At 52.2% G+C, this 23169-nt stretch carries 17 protein-coding genes; 12 read left to right on the plus strand and 5 right to left on the minus strand.

The genetic code is table 11. The features are described from left to right. Positions 1-244: 244 nt before the first annotated feature. The 6 genes from BN8_RS26525 (at position 245) to BN8_RS33715 (ending at position 8198) form a co-directional block, all read left to right on the plus strand. A complete protein-coding gene (locus BN8_RS26525; protein WP_009285038.1) occupies positions 245-1321 on the plus strand; it encodes a hypothetical protein in 1077 nt (358 codons plus the stop codon). 12 nt (positions 1322-1333) lie between these two features. Beyond that, a complete protein-coding gene (locus tag BN8_RS26530) occupies positions 1334-2821 on the plus strand; it encodes an MBOAT family O-acyltransferase (protein WP_009285039.1) in 1488 nt (495 codons plus the stop codon). 279 nt (positions 2822-3100) lie between these two features. Further along, a complete protein-coding gene (locus BN8_RS26535) occupies positions 3101-4363 on the plus strand; it encodes a DUF418 domain-containing protein (RefSeq protein WP_009285040.1) in 1263 nt (420 codons plus the stop codon). Positions 4364-4423: 60 nt separating this feature from the next. Then, a complete protein-coding gene (locus BN8_RS26540; protein ID WP_009285041.1) occupies positions 4424-4987 on the plus strand; it encodes a cupin domain-containing protein in 564 nt (187 codons plus the stop codon). A gap of 137 nt (positions 4988-5124) precedes the next feature. Then, positions 5125-6420 carry a serine hydrolase gene (locus tag BN8_RS26545; protein ID WP_009285042.1) on the plus strand — a complete coding sequence of 432 codons (1296 nt, stop codon included), beginning with the start codon at positions 5125-5127 and terminating at the stop codon, positions 6418-6420. Between the two features lie 14 nt (positions 6421-6434). Beyond that, on the plus strand, positions 6435-8198 hold the full coding sequence (locus BN8_RS33715) for an amidohydrolase family protein (protein WP_009285043.1): 1764 nt from the start codon (positions 6435-6437) through the stop codon (positions 8196-8198). Positions 8199-8244: 46 nt separating this feature from the next. Here BN8_RS33715 and nadC read toward each other — a convergent pair whose 3' ends face one another. After that, entirely contained in the window at positions 8245-9093 is an 849-nt protein-coding gene (nadC, locus tag BN8_RS26555) for a carboxylating nicotinate-nucleotide diphosphorylase (RefSeq protein WP_009285044.1), read from the minus strand. Between the two features lie 142 nt (positions 9094-9235). Between nadC and BN8_RS26560 the strand changes: the two genes are divergently transcribed. The 5 genes from BN8_RS26560 (at position 9236) to BN8_RS26580 (ending at position 16803) form a co-directional block, all read left to right on the plus strand. Beyond that, on the plus strand, positions 9236-9607 hold the full coding sequence (locus tag BN8_RS26560; protein ID WP_009285045.1) for a hypothetical protein: 372 nt from the start codon (positions 9236-9238) through the stop codon (positions 9605-9607). Between the two features lie 109 nt (positions 9608-9716). Next, on the plus strand, positions 9717-12797 hold the full coding sequence (gene secDF / locus BN8_RS26565; protein WP_009285046.1) for a protein translocase subunit SecDF: 3081 nt from the start codon (positions 9717-9719) through the stop codon (positions 12795-12797). Between the two features lie 148 nt (positions 12798-12945). Then, on the plus strand, positions 12946-14457 hold the full coding sequence (locus BN8_RS26570) for an APC family permease (RefSeq protein ID WP_009285047.1): 1512 nt from the start codon (positions 12946-12948) through the stop codon (positions 14455-14457). Between the two features lie 114 nt (positions 14458-14571). Next, positions 14572-15375, plus strand: a complete 804-nt coding sequence (locus tag BN8_RS26575) for a sulfite exporter TauE/SafE family protein (protein WP_009285048.1) — start codon at positions 14572-14574, stop codon at positions 15373-15375. A gap of 24 nt (positions 15376-15399) precedes the next feature. Further along, positions 15400-16803, plus strand: coding sequence for an MBL fold metallo-hydrolase (locus BN8_RS26580; RefSeq protein ID WP_009285049.1), 1404 nt, complete (start codon positions 15400-15402; stop codon positions 16801-16803). 38 nt (positions 16804-16841) lie between these two features. Here BN8_RS26580 and BN8_RS26585 read toward each other — a convergent pair whose 3' ends face one another. Together BN8_RS26585 and BN8_RS26590 are read right to left on the minus strand one after the other, a co-directional pair. After that, positions 16842-17201, minus strand: coding sequence for a hypothetical protein (locus tag BN8_RS26585; RefSeq protein WP_009285050.1), 360 nt, complete (start codon positions 17199-17201; stop codon positions 16842-16844). Positions 17202-17389: 188 nt separating this feature from the next. Continuing rightward, positions 17390-18370: a pyruvate dehydrogenase complex E1 component subunit beta gene (locus tag BN8_RS26590; RefSeq protein ID WP_009285051.1), complete on the minus strand. Its 981-nt coding sequence runs from the start codon at positions 18368-18370 to the stop codon at positions 17390-17392. A 313-nt stretch (positions 18371-18683) separates the two neighbouring features. Between BN8_RS26590 and BN8_RS26595 the strand changes: the two genes are divergently transcribed. Next, on the plus strand, positions 18684-21128 hold the full coding sequence (locus BN8_RS26595) for a TonB-dependent receptor (protein WP_009285052.1): 2445 nt from the start codon (positions 18684-18686) through the stop codon (positions 21126-21128). A gap of 6 nt (positions 21129-21134) precedes the next feature. On the opposite strand, the gene BN8_RS26600 is transcribed toward BN8_RS26595, so the two are convergent. Together BN8_RS26600 and BN8_RS26605 are read right to left on the minus strand one after the other, a co-directional pair. Continuing rightward, positions 21135-22079 carry a nucleoside hydrolase gene (locus BN8_RS26600; protein ID WP_229368332.1) on the minus strand — a complete coding sequence of 315 codons (945 nt, stop codon included), beginning with the start codon at positions 22077-22079 and terminating at the stop codon, positions 21135-21137. 63 nt (positions 22080-22142) lie between these two features. Then, positions 22143-23126, minus strand: a complete 984-nt coding sequence (locus BN8_RS26605; RefSeq protein WP_009285054.1) for a phosphotransferase — start codon at positions 23124-23126, stop codon at positions 22143-22145. Between the last annotated feature and the right edge of the window lie 43 nt (positions 23127-23169).

Below are 23169 nucleotides of genomic sequence, written 5' to 3' on the forward strand. Positions count from 1 at the left end.
TCAAGCAAAGCAGCATTGTTACACATTGATTTACAGATTTATATAGATTTTTATTGAGGCCCTTCATCCTACTTTCTGGGAATAGTATGAAGCATAAAATCGAGTAGCTATGGTATCGACTGCGGCAGGCACTAACGATTAATTCGGATGTGGCCGACTCAACCCTGATCGATATGAATTAGTCCAGACAATCTTACCAGCCGACTCAACCATTCTCCTAAACATAAACCCAACCCGTATCGGGATGAACACAACACATTACTCCAAAGCCGCCTGGCTAACCCTGGTACTCGTGCTGACCTGTGTGGCCGGGTGGGAAGCCTATTGGCGGCATAAACACTACATTCTCGCCTATAATGACGACGAAAGTCTTTGGGCTTATACCCGCAAACAGATTTACGAGAGTAGTCCGGCCAGACCTGTCCTGATTGGCTCCTCCCGAATCAAATTCGATTTAGATTTAGCTACCTGGCAACGTATCACCCGTGAAAAACCAATTCAGCTCTCCCTCGTCGGTACGTCTCCCCGACCCTTGCTGACCGATTTAGGAAATGACCCGAATTTCAAAGGAACCTTATTGATCGACGTAACAGAGCCTTTGTTTTTTACGCCATCAGGTTCCTTTCCAGAAAAGGAAGCGAACAAACGAGTCGCTGCTTATCCGAACTGGTCGCTTTCGCAACAGATCAGCTTTCAGATCAACCGCGCTCTGGAAGCGAATTTTCTGTTTCTCGATGATCTGAATCTAGCGCTGAATCCGATTCTGAGTCAGGTGCCGATTCCGGAAAGGCCTGGTACGTGGGGTGGCCCAAAATTTCCGTACGAGTTTTCAGTCAATGAATTTGACAGGCAAACGCACATGACCGATGCTATGGTCGCGGATACGGCCATTCAGAATAAAGTAAAACGAATGTGGCTGGAGATTGGGGCGCATAGCCCCAGAGGAGCTATAGCAGGTCCACCCTTACTGGATATTCTGAAGGCGACTAAGCAGTCAATTGATCAGATTCGGTCACGGGGTGGTCAGGTTCTTTTTATCCGTACGCCTTCGGATGGACCGATGTATGAGACGGAGAAGAAACTGTTTCCGCGGGCGCAATACTGGGATCGACTCCTTTCCTATACGCAAACGCCGGGAATTTACTTTTCCGATTATCCAGCCTTAACCCGCTTTACCTGCCCGGAATGGTCTCACCTGTCGCCTGAAGATGCCGAACGATTTACACAGGCACTAATACCGATCATTGAGCAGAAAATGGGCTGGTCGTTGCAACGAGATTTATCCGCATCGTCATCAAAATCATCTTCCTCGTCGCTTTAACTAACCCCAACCATGGTCTTCAACTCCTACACCTTCATCGTCTTTTTTGCGGTCATTCTGGTGCTGCACAACCTGCCTTTTTCCTGGAAGGTAAAGAAGATAAATCTGTTGCTGGCCAGTTATCTGTTTTATGCTCTCTGGAATCCGCCTTTCATTCTGCTACTGTGGCTCTCAACGGTCGTCGATTTCTACATGGCGAAGCTGATTGCCATTGAACAACGCCCCCGCAACCGGAAACTCCTGCTGACAGTCAGTTTGATACTTAACCTGGGAATGCTCTCTTACTTCAAGTACGGCGGGTTTTTGCTGGAAAATTTCACGGCTTTGCTGTCGGTCCTGGGCGTTACCTTCCAGGCCGCGAAGCCCGACATCATCCTGCCGGTCGGTATCTCATTCTACACCTTCGTTACGCTTTCGTACACACTGGATGTGTACCGGCGCAAGTTTGCGCCCGAGCCTTCATTTCTGAATTTCGCCCTGTTCGTTACGTATTTCCCGCACCTGGTGGCTGGGCCTATCGTACGTCCGGAAGACCTGATTCCGCAATTTAAAACACCTCGGCGGGCCACAGCGGAGCAACTGAGCTGGGGGTTGTTCCTGCTTTCGCTGGGCTTGTTTATGAAGGTGACCATTGCCGACGGATTGCTGGCTGATACGGCTGATCTGATCTTCGGCCTGCCATTTCCGGTACAAACGCTCGATGCCTGGATGGGAGTACTGGCTTTCTCGGGGCAAATCTTTTGTGATTTTGCGGGTTATTCAACCTGTGCTATTGGCGTGTCGCTCTGCCTGGGATTCGTGCTGCCCGACAATTTTCGGTACCCGTATGCCGCTATTGGTTTTTCGGATTTCTGGCGTCGCTGGCACATCACCCTTTCTACCTGGCTTCGTGATTACCTCTACATTCCATTGGGAGGCAACCGCCATGGCACGGTCAGGACGTACATCAACCTCATGATTACCATGCTGCTTGGTGGACTCTGGCATGGAGCTTCGTGGACGTTTGTGGTTTGGGGAGCGTTGCACGGGTTGTTTCTCTGCATCGAGCGATTCTGGCGGGAAAGGGCCGCCCGTCGCCGGGAAATGCGGACGGCAGCAGCAGTCAGTGAATCGGTAGTCAGTCGCGCGGGTGTTATTCCGCCCATAAACGTTTCCAGTCCATTAGCGCAGTTTGGTCTGGCAATGCTGACGCTGTTTCTGGTAAACATAACGTGGGTCTTTTTCCGGGCTCCTACGTTCGGTGGTGCTACTTTACTACTGTTGTCGATGTTCGGGATCATTCCAGACGGTGCACCCATGCTCACAAATCTGGCCATCCTGACGGTCAGTAGTGTTACGGCCGGTATCATCATCTGCCACTGGTTGATGCGAAACAGTTCGCTGCTGGCCCTGTCGCAGCGCCTACCCTGGTGGGGGCTGAGTCTGGGCTGGTCGAGCCTGCTGATTCTGGTGATTCTGACGCAGAAAAGCAGCGGTTCATTCATCTACTTCCAGTTTTAACGCTGCGATGAGTTGGCGTTTGGCCAATCCTACTAATATCACAGGCACCCATTTGACTAATAGAAGAGATGTGCTCTGCCGACCTTCGCTTTCCTGATTGGCCAACTGAAAGAAAAGTCAACGCTATATTGACCATTGTGGGCTAACAAACCCGCCGGGCGTATTAATACGCCTGATAGGCAGATAATTACGCTTTGTGTTATCATACTGGCATTTCGGCATTGAACCGATTGGCAATGAACGTGGCTGGCCTTAATCTTACCACACCATCTGATACATATGGAACCTTCTTCGCTGAAAAATACGGACCGCATTCAGGTCATCGATGCCTTGCGCGGCTTCGCACTCATTGGTATCATTGTCGCCCATAGCAGTGGTCAGTTTCTGGCTGGCCCGTCTCCGGCTACTTACAACATCCTTTTTTCTCCGTTGGACAAGTGGGTCAATGACCTTGGTACGTACCTAACGTTTGGTAAATTCTTTACTATTTTCTCTTTTCTGTTCGGGCTGAGTTTTGCCATTCAGATGGATAACGCAGCTAAAGCCGGGCGTTCTTTTGCAGGCCGAACACGCTGGCGATTAGTTATCCTGTTTGCCATTGGTTTCATTCACAGCCTGTTTTACTCGGGCGATATTCTCAGAATTTATGCTGTTCTAGGTCTTCTCCTGATCGTAGTACGTCGGCTACCCAATTGGGCAATACTAATGCTTGGTACATTGCTGGTACTCAACGCCCCATTGCTGGTGGGTCGGCTAACCTCCGTAAATGCCCCTCCACCAACGGCCGCTCAAGTGGAAGCGAGTCAAAAAGAAGGCGCTGCGTTCGCCCGGATGGCCGAAGAGGGATATCGAATCAAAAGCAGCGGTACACTCGCAGACGTTATCACGATGAATGCCCGGGAGGGATTGATCAGCACGCTCTTTTTCCAGCTTTTCACCGGTCGATTATTCATCACCTTCGGGTTATTCCTGCTGGGTCTGTACGTAGGTCGCAAGCGCTATTTTACCGATAGCCCTGCTCACCGACAATTCTTCCGGCGGCTATTCATTTCGTCTGGATTGATGGCCGTTGTGTCTACTACAGTAGCCATACTGACCGGTGGCGTTACGTTGGGGCCACCGACTCCAGGGTGGCAGGGCGTTATTAACCTGACTGCTTTTGATCTACATCAGGCAAGCCTGTCGGCGTTCTATGTGGCAGCCGTTACGTTGCTATTCTGGCAAACAAAAGCCCAATTTTTGCGGTCGCTGGTAGCCGTTGGGCGGATGGGACTGACAACCTATCTGTGCGGAACCGCTTTTGGCGTACTCGTCTTTCTGGGGTACGGCTTAGGCCAGATCGGCAAACTCGGCATGACTACGTCGGTTGGTTTAGGACTGGCGTTTTTTGCCTTGCAGATTCCTTTCTCAAACTGGTGGCTAAGCCGTTATCAATTCGGTCCGGTCGAGTGGCTGTGGCGGTCGCTGACGTACGGGAAAGCGCAGCCGTGGCGAAAAAAGGCCCGGCTGAATCAGTCAAGCGAATTACTTACCGCTGAATAAAGAGCTGACTATCAACAATTGACAAATCTGTATCTTTTATTACGCAATCGCCCCTTAGTCATGCAACGACGCTTGTTCCTCCAACTACCCTTTGTCGCTACTTCGTTCGCTTTTGTCCTGCCGCCATTAGCCGAAGCACATGATGCCAGCCGGAAAATCCCTAAAAAAGGTGTATTGGTCAGGGCTGGTCAAGATCGAATTAATCAACCATTCAAATTTTTAGATGCCACCTTTACCGTGAAAGTATCCGGTAAAGACACCGATGGGCGCTGTGTTATTTTCGACACCCTCCGACATGAGAAGGTTGGCCCGTTGCTACACGCGCATACCGACTGCGATGAGTGGTTTTTTGTCATGGATGGTGAGTTCAAATTCCAGGTGGGCGATGACATCCTTCGACTGAAAGCGGGTGATTCGTTGTTAGCACCGCTGGGTGTACCTCATGCCTTCGTAAAAACCAGCGAAGGCACCGCCCGTCTCGTTATTATGCACCAGCCTGCCGGCACGATGGAAGAGCACTTCCGCACGGCCAGCCAGGAACCAGACCAGAGCCTGGAGGCCCGTCGGGCGCGGGCAGAAAAACACGGCATACGATACGTCGGCCCTCCGCTCAAACCAGATTGACGTCATAACCCGAAGCAGGTCGTTTTACTGCCTACATGTAAGTTCAGGCTGTAAAACGACAACCGGGAACATGGCCATTTCGTCGGGGTGATTTTCAGGAGCAGGCTTTTCTGCCCGAATTTCGTATTTTGTTGGCCATGCAGCGACATAAGACCCTCTTGTCTGGGCTTCTATCCCTATGTTTCTTTACGAGCTTCGGACAGCCCCGAACCGACTCGTTCCTCACCAAGCTCTTTGCTACCAACCGCAATGCTACGTTCCAGCAGGTCATTCAACACCCGGCCCAATACCGGTTGCAGATTATTTACACGCAGATAAATCGGGACAAAAACAACGTACCCACCTTCACGAACTACTATTTTCGGGTCGACAGTACGGAATATTTTAATCCCGCTTCTACGGTCAAATTACCGCTGACGTTGCTGTCGCTGGAGAAGCTGAATAACCTGAAAAATCCGCAGGTGACGAGGTCTACGGCCATGCAGTTTGATAGCGCCTACAGCAAACAAACCAAAGAGTGGACCGACACAACGGCGCAGTCGGGTTATCCGTCCATTGCGCATCTGATCCGGAAAGCCTTTCTGGTCAGTGAGAACGATCCATACAGTCGCATGTACGAGTTCGTTGGTCAGCAGGCTATCAATGAGTCCCTACACGCTCGCGGCTACCTCGATACGCGCATCACGCACCGCTTCGTGCGCATGACGGCCGACGAAAATCGGCATACCAACCCGGTCCGGTTTATTCAGGAAGATGGTAAACTGATCCTGGCGCAACCAGCGGCTTACAACACCGTTCCGTTTGATTTTAGTCGGTCGGCCAAACTGGGCAAAGGGTATTACGTCCGGGATAGCCTTGTCAACGAACCGTTTGACTTCACAACGCGCAATAAGCTGCCGCTGGAAAGCCTCCACCAGATACTGAAATCGGTCATGTTCCCCAACGCTGTGCCACCCCGTCAACGATTCAATCTGACCGACGACGATTATACATTCCTGTACCAGTATCTTTCTCAGTATCCCGGCGAAACCAATTACCCCAAATACGACGCAACGCAATATTACGACAGCTATGTCAAGTTCTTCTTCCGCGACAGCCTGCATAAACAGATGCCGGACGGCCTTCGGGTATTCAATAAAGTGGGGTGGGCGTATGGCTTCCTGACGGATGCCTCCTACGTAGCTGACTTCAAGAACAAGGTTGAGTTCATGCTGTCGGCCACGATTTACGTCAACAGCGACGGCATTCTGAATGACGACAGGTATGAATACGAACAAGTGGGCCATCCGTTTCTGTACCAACTGGGCCAGACCATCTACCAGTATGAATTAAAACGCAAACAACCGAACGCTCCTGACCTCAGCCGCTTTCGCGTACCGTATGAGAAGCGGCTGAACGACAAGCGGCCGGTGATTAAGAATGTTGACAATTAAAACCGAACAGATTCATGAAATACGTTTTACTGATTTTGGCCCTCAGTACTACCTTGATAGGGTGGGGACAACCTACAGCCCGTGATTCCAGCCGGGCCGTTACGTTACCCAGCCAACCCGTTGTTGTTGTGGGTGGCAACCTCATCGACGTTGAAACGGGTAAGGTACGTGAGAACGTCAGCCTGTTGATTGAACAGGGAACCATTACCAGGATTGGCAAGAACCTTAAAGCCCCCGCCGGTGCTACGGTCATTGATGCCAAAGGCAAGTGGCTGATACCGGGTATGATCGACAGCCATATTCACCTGTTTCAGTCGGGAAGTATCTACACACGCCCGGATGGCTTTAATTTAACGAAGTACCGACCTTACGAAACCGAACGCCAGTGGCTGCGCGACAACATGGGCGACCTGCTACGCCGGTATCTGGCCTGCGGCATCACGACCGTTATCGACGTCGGCGGGCCGATGTCTCAGCTCCCCTACCGCGACCGTTTCAACCAGCAATACACCAGCCCGAGTATTTTGCTGACGGGCCCTCTGGTCTCGACCTACCAGCCCGATGCATTTAAGGTTGATGACTCGCCCATTCTTAAAGCCAACACGCCCGAAGAAGCCCGCGACATCGTCCGTAAGCAACTGCCCTACAAACCCGATTTCATCAAAGTCTGGTTTATCATTCGCGGCATAGGCAAGTCCAACGATGAGATGATACCGGTTGTGCAGGCTGCCATTGACGAAGCACACAAAAATGGCCTTAAGGTAGCCATTCATACGCAGGAGTTGCTGGCGGCTAAACTAGGCGTTAAATATGGTGCCGACTTCCTGGTACATAGCCCGGAAGATGGCGTTGTGGATGACGAACTGCTCGATCTGATGCGCAAAAACAAAGTCAGCTATTGCCCGACCATGATTGTTAATCGGGGCTATGCCGATTTTTTTACTACGGACCGCATCCTTACTACGTATGAATTCAACAAAGCCAATCCCTACGTGCTGGGTACCCTGTTTGACATCAAACACCTGCCGGAACCCGAACTCCGCAAACGATACACTGGTGTTTTTACCAGTACGGCCTACAAAGAGCGAGCAGCCCGCATTGACTCACTGAAGCGAATCAATTTAAAGAGGGTGTGGAACGCGGGTATCAACGTAGCGGCCGGAACGGACGCCGGTAATCCGGGTACATTTCACGGTACGTCATTCATCGATGAACTAAAAGCCATGCAGGCGGCCGGGCTAACCAACGCCGATTTGCTGAAATCGGCCACCATAAACGGAGCCCGGATTTTTGGTAAAGAAAATCAGATGGGAAGTTTAGTCGAGGGGAGGCTGGCCAACGTAGTTATCCTGAAGCAAAACCCGCTCGAAACCATCGACGCGCTGACCAGCATCGAAACGATCATCAACCGCGGCTACGTAACAACCCCTGAAAAGCTCCTCCCCGACACTCCTATCGATCTGGCGCAGCGGCAATTGAACGCCTACAACGCCCGCAACATCGATGCCTTCCTGGAACCCTATGCCGACGACGTTGAAATTTACGCCTTCCCCGACAAGCTTCAGTACAAGGGCAAGGAGACTATGCGGAAGCAGTACAGCGGTATGTTTGAGCGGACTCCGATTCTCCATTGCGAACTCGTCAACCGCATTGCCGTTGGGAATACAGTGATCGACCATGAAAGCGTGACATTTGCTGCGGATCAGGCGCCCGTGAAAGCCGTGGCTATCTACAAAATTGAAAACGGTAAAATCGCGAAGGTCTATTTCGCCAGATAAGTCTGTTGATGCGCAATGACTGGAAGGCCAGCCATTGCGCATCTTTTCAGTACGCTTTCAGGCTCAGGTCCAGACTCCGGACACGGTGCGTTAACGCACCTGACGAGATGTAGTCCACACCGGTTTCGGCATAGGCGCGGAGCGTCGTTTCGTCAATGCCTCCGGATGCCTCCGTGATGAACCGGCCGTTGATGAGCCGTACCATATCCCGAACGCCATCGGGTTTGAAGTTATCCAGCAATATGATGTCGACTTTGGTGCCTTCAGATTGACCAATGCGCAGCACCTCTTCCACTTCGGCCCGGTTCCGGGTCTCAACCTCGATCCGTAGTGAACGGCCGGTTTCGTTCAGGTACGTGTTTGCTTTACGAATAGCCGCTTCAATTCCCCCGGCGTAGTCCACGTGATTATCCTTGATCAAGATCATATCGAACAGGCCGAACCGGTGGTTAATGGCTCCGCCTATCTTCGTCGCCATCTTTTCACAAATGCGGAAATTAGGCGTGGTTTTGCGGGTATCGAGCAACTGTGCCCGCGTGCCTTCCAGTAAGTCTACCATCTGGCGGGTATGGGTGGCAATGCCGCTCATCCGCTGCATACAGTTAAGAACCAATCGTTCGGCTTTCAGGATCGACTGTGCATTACCACTGACGATCAGCACTACATCGCCGGGATTGATGGCTGCACCATCGGTGAGCAGTACATCTACTTGCAAAGCGGGATCAACTTCCGCAAATATGGCCAGCGCAACATCAACGCCAGCCAGAATACCCGCTTCCTTTACCAGCAGCCGGGCTCGCTTCTGCGCGTCGGCCGGAATGGTTGATAATGAAGTATGGTCACCATCGCCGACATCTTCAGCCAGCGCTAATTGAATAAATTCCTGCAGATTCATGGGCGAAAGTTAACGGTTTCTTTACAAAACGACCTGTTGAACTATTGTTTCGCCTAATTAAAAACCTACCAAATTAATAGATTATCAAACACTTGCATTGTTCATAAAATGGTACGAAATTTGTCTTCCTTTTACCATTTCTATGAAGCAACCGCGTGTCATACAGCGTCTTTCGAGCCTGCTTCTGGCCACTTTTCTGCTTTTCACGGCAGTTTGGGGGCAGGGAGGCCTGATGGCACAGCACGCCATGTCGGCGAAAGCGGTAAAAGAGCAGCAGAAAGCCACTGATTCACACACGTCGGATGCACAACTGACCACGGCTTCGTTCGAGGCCGTCGTTACGCCGGCTATTTCCTTTGATTTCAACCAGACGGCGTTTCTGCTTCCTGCGCCTACGCTGCTCATTCTTCTGCTGTTAAGCGTACCCCTGCTCCGGTATTTTACCATTCCGCATTATTATTTCTCGTTTTTTCGCCACGTCTTTGGGCATCATATTGCCACGAACGCGCCCTAACGTTTCGTAGCGCGGACGCATCACCTCCGTGCCGATTCTGTCTTTCTATCTATTTCATTTTTACCAATCAATTATCTCTCCGCACGGACTAACCGTCCTTGCTACTTGTATGCAAAACCGAACCGGAATAATCATTCTGACGGCGGTGATTGCTCTACTGAGCATTTACTACCTGTCGTTCACGTTCGTATCGCGCAGCATTAAGGCCGATGCCGAAGCTTATGCGACGAACAAACAGGGCGTGGTCGACCGCGCCAAAAAACAGCGCTACCTGGACTCTCTCTGGAAAGAAGAGGTCTATCTGGGCAATACGCTTCAGGAGGTAACTGAACGAGAACTGGGCCTGGGTCTTGACCTGCAGGGCGGGATGCACGTAGTGCTGGAAGTGTCGCCGGCCGACATTCTACGTGGCTTGTCGGGCAACAACCGTGACCCGAAGTTCAATCAGGCGCTGCAACAAAGCATTGAAGACCAGAAGCGGAGCAGCGCGAGCTTTGTTGACCTGTTTGTTGACAATTACAAAGAACTGGCACCGAACACCAAGCTGGCCACGATCTTCGCAACCAGCGCAAACCGGGGCAAAATCAACTACCAGTCGACGGACACTGAAGTTCGTCGTCTGCTGAACACCGAGGTTGAAGATGCCATCAGCCGGGCGTATCAGATCATTCAGGCCCGTGTCGATAAGTTTGGGGTTGCAAACCCGAACATCCAGCGGCTGCCGGGTTCTGGCCGGATTCAGATTGAATTGCCGGGTATCGACAACCCCGAGCGGGTACGTCGCCTGCTGACCGGCGCGGCCAAGCTTGAGTTTGTGGAAGTGTACCGCCTGAACGAACTGGCCCCGGCTATTGAAGGGATGGGCGCTTACCTTGTGAAGCAGGAAGCCGCTCGCAAAGAGACCCAGAAGGCAACGACACCGGCTACCACCAGCGCAACCAGCGGCAGCGGTACGTCGAGCCTTGAGTCGCAGTTGGCCCAGCGTAACCAGCCGACCGATTCAACTAAGAAGGACACTACGGCTCAAGCTGCTCAAAGCACAGCGCTGACGCAACTGTTCATTCCTATCTCGCAGGATCAGCTCGGCGTATACCTGAAAGATACGGCCCGCGCCAATGACGTGCTGAACGATCCGGAAGTACGGACTCTGTTCCCGGCCGACGTAGCCTTTTCCTGGGACCGGAAAGCCATTGAAACCAACGACGGCAAGGAAATCCTGCCGCTGTATTTCCTGAAGAAGCCGGGTGGTCGCGCTCCGCTGGAAGGTGACGTCATTACGGATGCTTCTAACGACTACGATGATCGTGGCCGGCCTGAGGTGACGATGAACATGAATGCCGAAGGAGCGCGCAAGTGGCGTAGCCTGACGGCCGCTAACGTAGGTCGTCCGGTAGCTATTATGCTCGATAACCTCGTGTATACCGCGCCGAACGTACAGAACGAAATACCGAACGGTCGTTCGAGCATCTCGGGTAACTTCACTGTTGAAGAAACCAAAGACCTGGCGAACGTATTGAAAGCGGGTAAGCTGCCCGCACCGACCAACATCGTGGAGGAAAGCGTGGTGGGTGCTACGCTCGGTTCAGAAGCCGTTCAGGCCGGGGTTCTGTCGTCAATCATCGGTATTCTGCTGGTGCTGGGCTTCGTGCTGTTCTACTACAACCGCGCCGGTCTGATTGCCGACGCAGCGTTGCTGGTCAACCTCTTCTTCCTGCTGGGTATAATGGCCTCATTGGGCGCCGTACTGACAATGCCGGGTATTGCTGGTATCGTTCTGTCAATTGGTATGGCCGTCGATGCGAACGTGTTGATTTTCGAGCGTATTAAAGAAGAACTGGCGGAAGGTAAAGGCTTCAAGCAGGCCGTACACGACGGTTTCAAGAATTCGCTGTCGTCAATCATCGACTCGAACGTAACAACCTTCCTGACCGGGGTGGTTCTGTTTATCTTCGGTACGGGTCTGATTCTGGGCTTTGCCACTACGCTGATCATTGGTATCCTGACGTCCCTGTTTGCGGCTATCTTCGTGACGCGACTGCTGCTGGATTCGTACATCCGGAACGGCAAAACGCTGACGTTCAGCTCATCGTGGGCTAAGAACCTGTTCAAAGATTCAAACTTTGATTTCGTATCCCGGCGTCGTCTCTACTACACGCTGTCGTCGGCGATTATCGGCCTGGGTATCATCTCGGTTATCTTCAAAGGCTTTGGCCTGGGCGTTGACTTCAAAGGAGGGCGTTCATACGTCATTCGCTTTGAAAAATCGATCAGTACAGACGACGTTCGGAACGCGCTGGAGAACGTACTGGGTAGCTCACCGGAAGTAAAAACCTACGGCGGTACGGGGATTGGCGCTAACCAGGTGAAGGTTACTACGCCGTATCTGGTTGACGTGAATACGCCGGAAGCCGATAAGCAGGCTGAAGCAACGATTTACAAAGGCCTGGCTACCATCAGTGGTAATCCGGCAAAGATTGAAAGTTCGCAGAAAGTTGGTCCAACGATCGCTAATGACATTCTGACTTCGGCTATCTGGTCGATCCTGCTGGCCGTAGCAGTTGTATTTGCGTACATTCTGATCCGGTTCAAACGGCTGGCCTTTGGTTACGGAGCCATCGTGGCCATGTTCCACGACGTACTGATCATTCTGGCAATTTTCTCGATTTTCAACGGCTTCCTGCCGTTCTCGCTCGATATTGACCAGGCGTTTGTGGGCGCTCTGCTGACCATCATGGGTTACTCGATGAACGATACGGTGGTGGTATTTGACCGGGTTCGGGAATACCTCAACGAAAACCGGGGTAAGCGCGAAAGCATCGCTACGGTCATCAACAATGCGTTGAACAGTACGCTGAGCCGTACGGCCGTAACCGGTTTCTCAACAATTCTGGTCCTGCTGGTCCTGTTCATCTTCGGGGGCGAAACCATCCGGGGCTTCTCATTCGCGATGCTGATTGGGGTTATCGTGGGTACGTATTCGTCGCTGTTTGTGGCTACGCCGATCGTGGTCGACTCCCTGAGTCGCGACCAGGAGAAGGAAGGTGATGCACCGACTGGTGGAACAGGTGAAAAGCGGCTGGATCCGATCCCGGCCGATTTCACGACGAAAGCCGCTCCTACGCCTGAAGAATTTACGGCCAAGAAGGAGAAAAAACCGAAAACACCCCTGATCCGGCCGTCGCAGTCCTAATCGATTAGCGAATGAGTGAACGAGCGGCCATTTTCCAAGGCATACATTCGCCCGTTCACTCATTCGCTAATTAAATTTTGTATCTTCCCAGCGTTTTACGTGAGAATCTTTTTCCGATCGGCATCCCAACCAAACTAAATTTTCCTGCATGGAAACCAAACTCAAACCAGTTGACACCAGTATCTGGCGCAAGAAGCCGCTTGCGGCCTATGAGTCGGATGTTAAAAAAAGTGAACTCAAACGCGTACTGACCCGCTGGGGTCTGACGTCGCTGGGTATTGGTGCCGTCATCGGGGGCGGTATCTTCGTTTTGACTGGCATTGCGGCCCATGACTGGGCTGGCCCGGCGTTGGCACTTTCGTTCGTGCTGGCTGGAGTAGCCTGTACCTTTGCAGCACTGTGCTACGCCGAATTTGCGTCGATCCTGCCCGTTGAAGGGTCAGCTTATGCTTATTCGTACGGTACAGTCGGCGAGATCTTTGCCTGGCTTATTGGTTGGAATCTCATTCTGGAATACATGATGGGGGCCACTACCGTAGCCGTGAGCTGGTCGGGTTACTTCGAAAAGCTGATGCATCTTTTCGGGATCAATCCGCCACTTTACTTGATGAACGACCCCATTACAGCCCGCGAAAAAGCGGCTGCACTGCGGGCCGCCGGTGAAGCCGTACCCGATTATGCCTTCGCGGTCAATCTGCCTGCTTTTCTGATTGTACTGGTCGTGACATACATCCTGGTCCGGGGTATCAAAGAAGCAGCCAGCACCAACAACCTGATCGTTATGATGAAGGTAACGGCCGTAATTTTCGTAATCATTGTCGGTGCCTTCTACGTTGATGCTGCCAACTGGACCCCCTTTATTCCGCAGCCGGTAACGGACAATGGCAATCAGGTTCACTACGGTTTCAGCGGTATCGTAACAGCCGCCAGTATCGTGTTCTTTGCCTACATCGGGTTTGATGCCGTATCAACCCAGGCCGGCGAAGCCATCAACCCAAAGAAAGACGTACCATTTGCAATCATTGCGTCGCTGATTATCTGTACGCTGCTGTACATCCTGGTATCGCTCGTGCTGACGGGTATGGTACGTTACGATAGCCTTGACCTGAAGGCACCGGTAGCGCAGGCCTTCGCCGACAAAGGACTGACGTGGGCAGTGTACATCATCACGATTGCGGCTATTGCCGGTCTTACTTCGGTTATGCTGGTGATGATGCTGGGCCAGACACGGATTTTCCTCGGCATGGCTAAAGATGGTTTGCTGCCCAGAAACCTGTTCGCGTCGATTCACCCGACGTTCAAAACACCCTGGAAAAGCACGATTCTGGTAGGCCTGATCGTAGCGACCGTTGCAGCGCTGACTCCGATCGACAAGGTGTCGGAACTGTGCAGCTCAGGTACGCTGCTGGCCTTTGCCATGATCTGTGGCGCTGTTTGGCTGCTGCGCGTTCGTGAACCGCAGTTGGAGCGCCCATACCGGACTCCTGCCCTGCCGGTTATTGCTACGCTCGGTATTCTGGCTAACCTGTACCTGATGTACAACCTGCGGACCGACACCAAGATTTCATTCGTTATCTGGTGTACGCTGGGTATTATCGTGTATTTCGCCTACAGCCGTCGGCATAGCAATTTGAATAACCCGACTGACTATAACTCATAATCGGTTTTTTCACAGCGGATACGCTCGTGGCTTTACAAGGCTCCAGACTAAACGTTTGGAGCCTTTTTGCTTTGCTAATGAACATCTTCCCCGTCCGTACTAGTTTTGTACTGGATGGATACACACTACTCTATAGGCTATACACTGGCGTTGGTAGTAGGGCTGGTTATTGGGCTTGCCGGGGGCGGAGGGTCCATTCTGACTGTCCCCATCTTTGTCTATGCCTTTGGCATACCGCCTATTCTGGCTACTACGTATTCCCTGTTCGTTGTCGGCACTACGTCGCTGGTTGGCTCGGTAAACCACCTCTGGCAAAAACGGGTCGACCTTCGGATTACGGCCGCCTTTGCTCTTCCCTCCTTCGTTTCGGTTTACCTCAGCCGCCGGTTCCTGGTTCCTGCCATCCCAGACCCCTTGTTTCGCGTAAATGAATTCATTCTACCCAAAGACAACGCGATCCTTTATTTCTTTACCATCGTGATGGTGCTGGCGGCCCGGGCCATGATACGTAACGACCAGCCCGAACGAGGAGAAGCCGCCGACGGTCGCCCCCGATACATAACCTTGGCGCTGGATGGGCTGGCCGTGGGTCTCCTGACTGGGACGATCGGTGCCGGGGGCGGCTTCCTTATTGTACCCATGCTGGTGCTACTGGCGGGGCTTCCCATCCATCGGGCCGTGGCAACATCTGTGCTGATTATTGCGGTTAATTCGTTCGTTGGGCTGCTGGGCGACATCCACCACACCAACCTTAATTGGAATTTTTTATTGCCCTTTACGGGTTTGTCTGTTGTAGGAATCTTCGTGGGAATGTACCTGGCGCGTTTTGTTGCGCCCGAACAGTTAAAAAAGGGATTTGGCTGGTTCGTGCTGGCAGTGGCCATCTACATTCTTTCGCGAGAGATTTTGCAGTATTGATCCGGGTCTCAAACCGCCTTCCTCATGATTGTTGAACAGTTGTATACCGGTTGTCTTGCCCAGGGGGCTTATTATATCGAAAGCAAGGGCGAAGCAGCTATCATTGATCCACTTCGCGAAACCACCCCTTATGTGCGTCGGGCGGAGCAGAGCCAGGCCGTTATCAAATACGTATTTGAAACGCACTTCCACGCCGATTTTGTGTCGGGGCATCTGGATCTGGCCCAGAAAACCGGGGCGACCATTGTGTATGGACCTAACGCCAACACCCACTACGATGTATATCAGGCCCACGATGGCGAAGTTTTCCGGCTAGGCGACGTAGCGATCAAGGTTCTTCATACGCCGGGTCATACACTGGAATCTACTACGTATCTGCTGCTTGATGAAGAAGGCAAAGACCACGCTATTTTCACCGGCGATACCTTGTTCATCGGCGACGTTGGCCGACCGGATCTGGCCATTAAAGGCGATCTGACCGAGCGTGATCTGGCCGGTATGCTCTACGATAGCCTGCAAACCAAGATCATACCCCTGGCTGATGATGTTATTGTGTATCCGGCCCACGGCGCCGGGTCGGCCTGCGGCAAGAACATGAGCAAGGAAACTACCGATAAGCTCGGCAATCAGAAACGGTTCAATTACGCGCTTCAGGCCAAGTCCAAAGAGCAGTTTATCGAGCAGGTACTCGACGGTCTGACCACGGCTCCGGCCTACTTTACCGAAAATGCCCGGCTCAACAAAGAAGGATACGAACCGCTGGAACGCGTTATGCAACGCGGCAGCCAGGCTCTGTCGCCGGACGCGTTTGAAGCAGCCGTGAACGAAACAGGAGCGTTGGTCCTCGATGTTCGGAAGGCCAGCGAGTTTGCCAGCGGATTCATACCCAATTCGGTAAACATTGGCCTGGATGGACAGTTTGCTCCCTGGGTAGGTGCCTTGGTGCCTGATCTGCGCCAGCCAATAGCCCTTGTAGCTCCTGCCGGTCAGGAAACGGAAACCATTCTGCGGCTGGCCCGGGTAGGTTATGATAACTGCATTGGCTACCTCGACGGAGGCTTTGATCACTGGCGGCAGGCAGGTCGGGAGATTGACCGGATCGACTCTATTTCGGCCGACGAATTTGCGAACCGCCTACAGCTAAACCCCGATCTGACTATTGCTGATGTTCGCCGGCCAGCCGAATATTCTACCGAACACGTAGCGAGTGCAGAAAATATGCCCCTCGACAATCTTAACGATTTTATGGCTGGTCTGAATCGTGATGAACCTATCTATGTTCACTGCGCCGGCGGCTACCGGTCGATGGTGGCCAGTTCCATTCTGAAGGCTCGTGGTTTCGAGAACGTGGTTAACATTGACGGGGGAATGGCCGCCCTTCGGAAAACCGGCCGGGTTTCGTTCACATCCGAATCATTAGCCCACTGAGCGTTTTCCGGGTGAATTGAGTATGACCGGCACTGGCTTTAACGGGTGGGATTATCGTCTATTTCCAGCCGCGGAAGAGCTGGATTCAGTACTCGTGGCACAATCTTGATACGAAACACCCGTGTTCCGGCTACGTCAAAGTCACAACTGTAGAAGCCTCGTTGCTTAACTCCCCGGTATACCGCCATGTAATTCACTTTGGCCGGCCAGTTGGTCATTGCCAGTTCGGCCGTGACAGCATCAACGGCTTTTCTCAGGTTTGAAAAGAAAATAACCGTCGGATCTCGCTGACGTAATACGTTCAGCGAACCGACATGCTGAACTGAAACCTCATAAATAATTCGGCTTGTTGTTTTTATACCACTGTTTTCTTTGGACAACTTTGCCTCTTTATCCACATTCGTTAAATTTTATGAAAAATAGTTTTACTATTTTTCAATAGCTAAACTAAAATACGTCTTCAGGCGTTTTGACATCAATAACAAAGCAAAAACCCGGCCGTTCTCGACCGGGTTTTTGCTTTTCCGCCAACAAATAAGCCGGAGTTCAGGCCCCGGCTTATTTGTTTTTATTGAGTAGGTTGTTTTTACTTCTTATACATCACCGCATCTACGGCCTGTAGCGTTTTCTTCACGTTCGGCAGAATAGCTTCGATCAGCGTTGGTGCATACGGCAGAGGCAGGTCGAAACTGTTAACGCGAACCACCGGTGCATCCAGATAATCGAATGCATTGCGCTGGATGTTGTACGTAAGTTCCGATGATATAGCAGCCAGCGGCCAGGCCTCTTCTACAATCACGCAGCGATTCGTTTTCTTTACTGAGTTGATCACCGTAGCATAATCGATCGGGCGAACTGTACGCAGGTCGATAACTTCGGCCGATATGCCGTTTTTTGCCAGTTCTTCGGCGGCCTGAATAGCGACCTTCAGAATTTTACCAAACGACACGATCGTTACGTCGTTGCCTTCCCGAACGATATTAGCCTGTCCGATGGGAATCAGATACTCCTCTTCCGGAACCTGACCTTTATCACCGTACATCAATTCCGACTCCATGAAAATAACCGGGTCGTCATCGCGAATGGATGATTTTAACAGTCCCTTCGCATCGTAGGGATTCGACGGTACAACTACTTTCAGACCGGGCGTATTGGCGAACCAATTCTCAAAGTTCTGCGAGTGCTGCGACGACAGCATCCCGGCATTACCCGTTGGGCCACGGAATACGATGGGTACTGAGTACTGACCGCCTGACATGGACATCATCTTAGCGGCCGAGTTGATGACCTGGTCAATGGCTACCAGCGAGAAGTTGAAGGTCATAAACTCGATGATGGGGCGCAGGCCGTTCATGGCCGAACCAACACCAATACCGGCGAAGCCTAATTCGGCAATGGGCGTGTCAATAACCCGCTCCGGACCAAATTCATCGAGCATGCCCTGGCTCACTTTGTAAGCACCGTTGTATTCGGCAACCTCTTCGCCCATCAGATATACCTTTGGGTCCCGGCGCATTTCTTCCGTCATGGCCTCCCGCAGGGCTTCGCGGAACTGTATTTCTCTCATGCTGAGTGCGTTAAGTTAGATGTAGTCATTCGACGACCTGATGTCATGCGGATAACTAACGCGTTGGCTGAAAAACCGGTCAAAATTAGGTAAAAGTGGCTGATTCGTCAAATGACACGCCAAGTTGCTGACTGGATGTATGCCCCGGACAATTGACACAAATAAAATTCTGATTCTAAGCAACCTTACCGGTCGGCTTGTCATCATTCGGACGTGAGCAACCCGCACCCGCTGTTAAATAATCTTAATGCACAAGCAAGCCTTTTGACCGCACTCTACATTTGCTCCGGCAACCATTAACCTTCTCTCCTCTATGCGCTTTCTACTCATCGTTATACTGTTGGGCTGCGTTATCAGCGCGAGCGCTCAATCTCCGTCAAACCCCGGAAAAATCTCCGGGACGATTGTTGATTCTACGTCGGCAAAAGCAGTGCCCTATGCCACGGTAGCGCTGCTGGATGGTACCAGGCTCATTACGGGCACCACGACCGATGGAGCCGGTGCGTTTATCATGCCCAGTCTGCCACTGGGCAGTTTCCAGCTCAAACTGTCGTTTGTTGGGTACCAATCAAAAACTCTTCCTCTACAACTCACAGCTACGCAGCCTACGCTCGATTTGGGTACCGTTACCTTGTCAGTTGAAGGCAAAACGCTCGGCGAAGTAAACGTTACGGGCCAGAAAGCGCTGATTGAGGACAAAGGCGATCGTCTGGTGTACAATACCGAGAAAGACATTTCGAATGCCGGCGGTACGGCGGTTGACGTTCTACGAAAAGTACCGATGCTGACGGTTGACCTGAATGGTAACGTATCGATGCGGGGAAACAGCAACCTGAAAGTGCTCATCAACGGTAAGCCCTCGGCCATGATGGCCCGTAACCTCGCTGATGCCCTTCGGCAAATGCCGGCCAATACCATTAAATCAGTGGAAGTTATCACCAGTCCCGGCGCGAAGTACGATGCCGAAGGGGCTGCCGGGGTTATTAACATCATCACGAAGAAAGCTTTACAGGGGTTTAATGGCTCCGTCAATGCCACAGCGGGGAACTTCAACAATTCAGTCGGAACCAACCTTAACCTGCGCAAAAAGAAACTAGGCGTTGCGCTGTCGGCCAATCTGTACAACTACCGAAACATTAATGAGAGCATCGCCCGCCGAACCAGCCTACAGAACGGCGTACCAACGAGTTTCCTGACGCAGCAGAACCAAATGGACAACTGGGGCGTGGGCGGCTACGGTGAGATGAGCGCTGATTATGACTTTGACAGCACAAGCCGAATCAACTTTGCAGCCAATGTCTGGGGTGGCAATTTCCCCAATAACTCAACTTCGACGGTTCAGTTAACGGACCCCTCCGGGCGCGAGCTACAAGCGTTTCGCAACAATATTCAGTTTCGGAATCCGTATGGCAACGGTCAGCTGGACCTGGGCTATACCAAGACATTCAAACGACCGACGGGTGTTTCCTCCGACAGGGAGTTTTCTCTCTTAACGCAGTTTAGCCGGATGCCCGACAATTATTTCTACGATACTGACCGCTATTCAATCACGGGCGAATTGCTGCTATACCGCGAGCGCAGCACCAATTACAGCCGTAACAAAGAATACACGGTACAAGCCGACTACACCCATCCGTTTGCGAAACGGGGCCTAAAAGATACCACGACGTTTACGCTTGAAGTAGGTGCCAAAACCATCCTGCGTGATATTGGTAGTGAATTCCGGGTCGAACAGTCGGCCGACGGTCGCCAACCTTTTGTAGCAAACCCAGCACTGTCGAATGATTTTGGCTATACGCAGCTTATCTACTCCGGTTATGCCTCGATGCGGATGGAAACCAAACGCGGCTGGAGCCTGAACGCCGGTGCCCGGCTCGAACATACAGGCATCCGCGCCGACTTTATCACGACGCAGACTAAATTCTCGACGGATTACCAGAACCTGATCCCAAGCCTGACACTGTCCAAGAAAATCAAGCAACAAACGGTCAAGGTTAGCTATACGCAACGGATTACGCGCCCGCTTATCTGGTTCCTGAATCCCTGGGTAAATGCTGCGGACCCGAAAAACATCAACGTCGGTAATCCGTATCTGAATCCGGAACTCATGCACGCGACGGAATTATCCCATAGCATCACGACCAAGAAAGGGATGTCGGTTAACTCGTCGCTGTACTGGCGGCAAACCGACAACGCCATTGAATACCTATCGACAGTTGATACGGCCGGCGTTTCGACCAACAGCCCGCGGAACATCGCCCAGCGGAAAGCCTATGGCCTGAACATCAACCTGTCGGGCCAACCCAACAAAGACTGGAACCTGAGCGGGGGAATCGACGGACGATACGTGTCGCTCAACAGCCCGGCTCTGCAACAAAGCAACAGCGGGCTAATCTGGAGCTTCAACCTCAACAGCACCTATAAATTACCCAGGAATTACACCCTACAGGTCAACGGCAATTATGGCACGGGCTGGGTGTCGCTGCAAGGCAATTCGACCGGCTGGCTATGGTACGGCATTTCGGCTAAACGGGAATTTTGGGACAAAAAGGCCAGTCTGACACTGGGCCTGAATAACCCGTTTGCCCGCGGCTTTACGCAAGTCAACCGGCAGGAAGCACCTTCGTTCGTAGCCGAGAACCGCTGGTCAATTATCAACCGCTCGGCCCGCCTGACGTTTGAGTGGCGATTCGGGCAAATGACCGCGGGCGGTGGCAAACAAAGCAAGAAGATCAGCAACGACGACCGGGGCCGCTAAGCCCTATCATCGGTTGCCAGCCGAAGCCCGCTTCAGGTCTTCAATGACAATCTCCTCAAAACCCGGCAATGTTTTGTAGGCGTACGTAGCCCGCCAGGGGGTGTCGTTGAAATCGTAGGAAACCTCCAGATACGGTTTATCACCTTCAGCATCCGTATCGCTCGCACGGACATTGATCCGAACCGGTATGTCGTGGAAATACTTGAAATAATTCGGGTGAGTCAGATACCCCAGGGGCGTTGTGTCCCAGGGCACGAATCCATCAACGCCAAACAACGACTCGTTGAACTGCTGCCACGGACGTAGCTGATCGTACACCCACTTATCTGACTCAGTTGCGTTGTTCAAAAACTCGATGTCCGTTTTTCCCAGCAACAGATACACACTGCATTCGTAGCCGGATAATACGATCTTCAGCCCCGCGTCGAACAGGATTTTGAACGATTCCGGGTCCATCTCGAAGTTATAATCCCCGACCGACATTTTTTCCAGCCCGGGCCTGAAAGGCAAACCCGGCGTCCGACCCGCGCAGACAACCACTTCTTCGATTTGCGGAATCAGTTCCGGGTGGTTCTGCACAACCGTTGCTACGTTTGTCATTGGTCCGATAGCCAGAATCGGCATCTTCTCAGTACGTAGTGCATCCGCCAGTGCCCGGGTTGCATCGTTTTCGGTACCGACGTCCTTAGCTGTATCCGAGCCACGATAGACCGGAATATTGCGCCCTGTTTTGTTGTACCAGGCCAACAGCTTCTGCGTTACGTCATACCCATAGTTTGCGTAGGTGATCGTACTGATCCCGACCAGCTCTACCTTGTCTGGATGTTGCAGCGCCATCATCAGTGCGATGGCATCGTCCACCTCCCGGGGTGTCTGGTCTTTCATGCCAATCATGATGTCAGTATCGAGCCAGATGCGCCGGGGACCGGACGTCGTTGAGGATAAAGTCATAAAAAGAAACCGGTGTCCTACCGGCATTGATGTAAGCAACGTTTCTGCCTGAGCGGTCTTTTATCAAACCAGCAATGACCTGGCGTCTTCGAGTAGATGCTGTTTCTGTTCCAGCGATAAACTCAGCGGTAATTGCGCCAAACCAATAAGCCGACGCATGATTTCAACCCCGGTAAACCGACGTAGCAGCGTTTCGTCAAAACCGGCGGGTCGTTCATAATTGGCCGTCACCGTATCCCGGATCGAAGCAGACTGTTGGGCCATTATCAGATGCGCCTGCATCACACCCAGATCAAACTCAGCCGGCCCGTAGAAGCAAAACTCGGGATCGATCACTTTTACCCCCCCGGTGGTTTGCAGCCAGCTACCGGGGTAATAATCGCCGTGAAGCAGAATCGGGCCGTCGGCCAGGTAACGTTCGCCCAGCTCACGAACGTTTTTTTTCAAGGCCGCATCCTGCTTGTACGGCATAGCCACCGCCTGCAACCCCGGCTGAATAATATCCAGATCGAAACCGTTGTCTTCCAGAAACGGGTAGTTGAAAATGTGTTCGTGGTTCAACGCCCGCATGGACCGGTTCGCAAAGTCCGGGTCTGGTTTGGTGCTTATAAACTCCTGGTGCAGCTCAGACAGGTAGGTTGTTAAAGCCTGGGTCTCTTCCTCACTCAGTTGTCGGCCGGGCTGGTACAGAAACGTGTAATCGCTTGACGTACCAAGGTCTTCGAGAACCAGAACACTGTTTGCTTCGTCCATCCCCATCAGCTCGGGCATATAAGCCGACAGCATTGGTACGGCTAACGCTTTCTGATAAAAACGCCCTTCAATGACCGCCCGCTCGGCCGGGGCCGGAATGGTCGGGTATTTTTCAACGTAGGCACGAGCCTGTTTTACGATCAGCGTCCGGACCGGGGTAATGACCCGGAGGGTATAATTCATGTTCCCCTCGCCGGGTTTTTCGAGACCGGTAATAGTTTCATCGGGACCAAGCCACCCCATCCGAAGAAGGTAATCCTGCAGGGCGTCGGGTTCCTGAGCGTTTACGAGCATGAGCTATTTGATTCAAGGATTATAGAGAGGATATTCGAAATCG

This window comes from Fibrisoma limi BUZ 3 (genome assembly GCF_000296815.2).
In the GTDB taxonomy this organism is placed as follows: domain Bacteria; phylum Bacteroidota; class Bacteroidia; order Cytophagales; family Spirosomataceae; genus Fibrisoma; species Fibrisoma limi.

What these genes read in the sequence shown, in the direction of transcription:
- BN8_RS26525 (WP_009285038.1), top strand. Translation starts at nt 245, where the DNA reads ATGAACACAACACATTACTCCAAAGCCGCCTGGCTAACCCTGGTACTC.
- BN8_RS26530 (WP_009285039.1), top strand. Translation starts at nt 1,334, where the DNA reads ATGGTCTTCAACTCCTACACCTTCATCGTCTTTTTTGCGGTCATTCTG.
- BN8_RS26535 (WP_009285040.1), top strand. Translation starts at nt 3,101, where the DNA reads ATGGAACCTTCTTCGCTGAAAAATACGGACCGCATTCAGGTCATCGAT.
- BN8_RS26540 (WP_009285041.1), top strand. Translation starts at nt 4,424, where the DNA reads ATGCAACGACGCTTGTTCCTCCAACTACCCTTTGTCGCTACTTCGTTC.
- BN8_RS26545 (WP_009285042.1), top strand. Translation starts at nt 5,125, where the DNA reads ATGCAGCGACATAAGACCCTCTTGTCTGGGCTTCTATCCCTATGTTTC.
- BN8_RS33715 (WP_009285043.1), top strand. Translation starts at nt 6,435, where the DNA reads ATGAAATACGTTTTACTGATTTTGGCCCTCAGTACTACCTTGATAGGG.
- nadC (WP_009285044.1), bottom strand. Translation starts at nt 9,093, where the DNA reads ATGAATCTGCAGGAATTTATTCAATTAGCGCTGGCTGAAGATGTCGGC.
- BN8_RS26560 (WP_009285045.1), top strand. Translation starts at nt 9,236, where the DNA reads ATGAAGCAACCGCGTGTCATACAGCGTCTTTCGAGCCTGCTTCTGGCC.
- secDF (WP_009285046.1), top strand. Translation starts at nt 9,717, where the DNA reads ATGCAAAACCGAACCGGAATAATCATTCTGACGGCGGTGATTGCTCTA.
- BN8_RS26570 (WP_009285047.1), top strand. Translation starts at nt 12,946, where the DNA reads ATGGAAACCAAACTCAAACCAGTTGACACCAGTATCTGGCGCAAGAAG.
- BN8_RS26575 (WP_009285048.1), top strand. Translation starts at nt 14,572, where the DNA reads ATGGATACACACTACTCTATAGGCTATACACTGGCGTTGGTAGTAGGG.
- BN8_RS26580 (WP_009285049.1), top strand. Translation starts at nt 15,400, where the DNA reads ATGATTGTTGAACAGTTGTATACCGGTTGTCTTGCCCAGGGGGCTTAT.
- BN8_RS26590 (WP_009285051.1), bottom strand. Translation starts at nt 18,370, where the DNA reads ATGAGAGAAATACAGTTCCGCGAAGCCCTGCGGGAGGCCATGACGGAA.
- BN8_RS26595 (WP_009285052.1), top strand. Translation starts at nt 18,684, where the DNA reads ATGCGCTTTCTACTCATCGTTATACTGTTGGGCTGCGTTATCAGCGCG.
- BN8_RS26600 (WP_229368332.1), bottom strand. Translation starts at nt 22,079, where the DNA reads ATGACTTTATCCTCAACGACGTCCGGTCCCCGGCGCATCTGGCTCGAT.
- BN8_RS26605 (WP_009285054.1), bottom strand. Translation starts at nt 23,126, where the DNA reads ATGCTCGTAAACGCTCAGGAACCCGACGCCCTGCAGGATTACCTTCTT.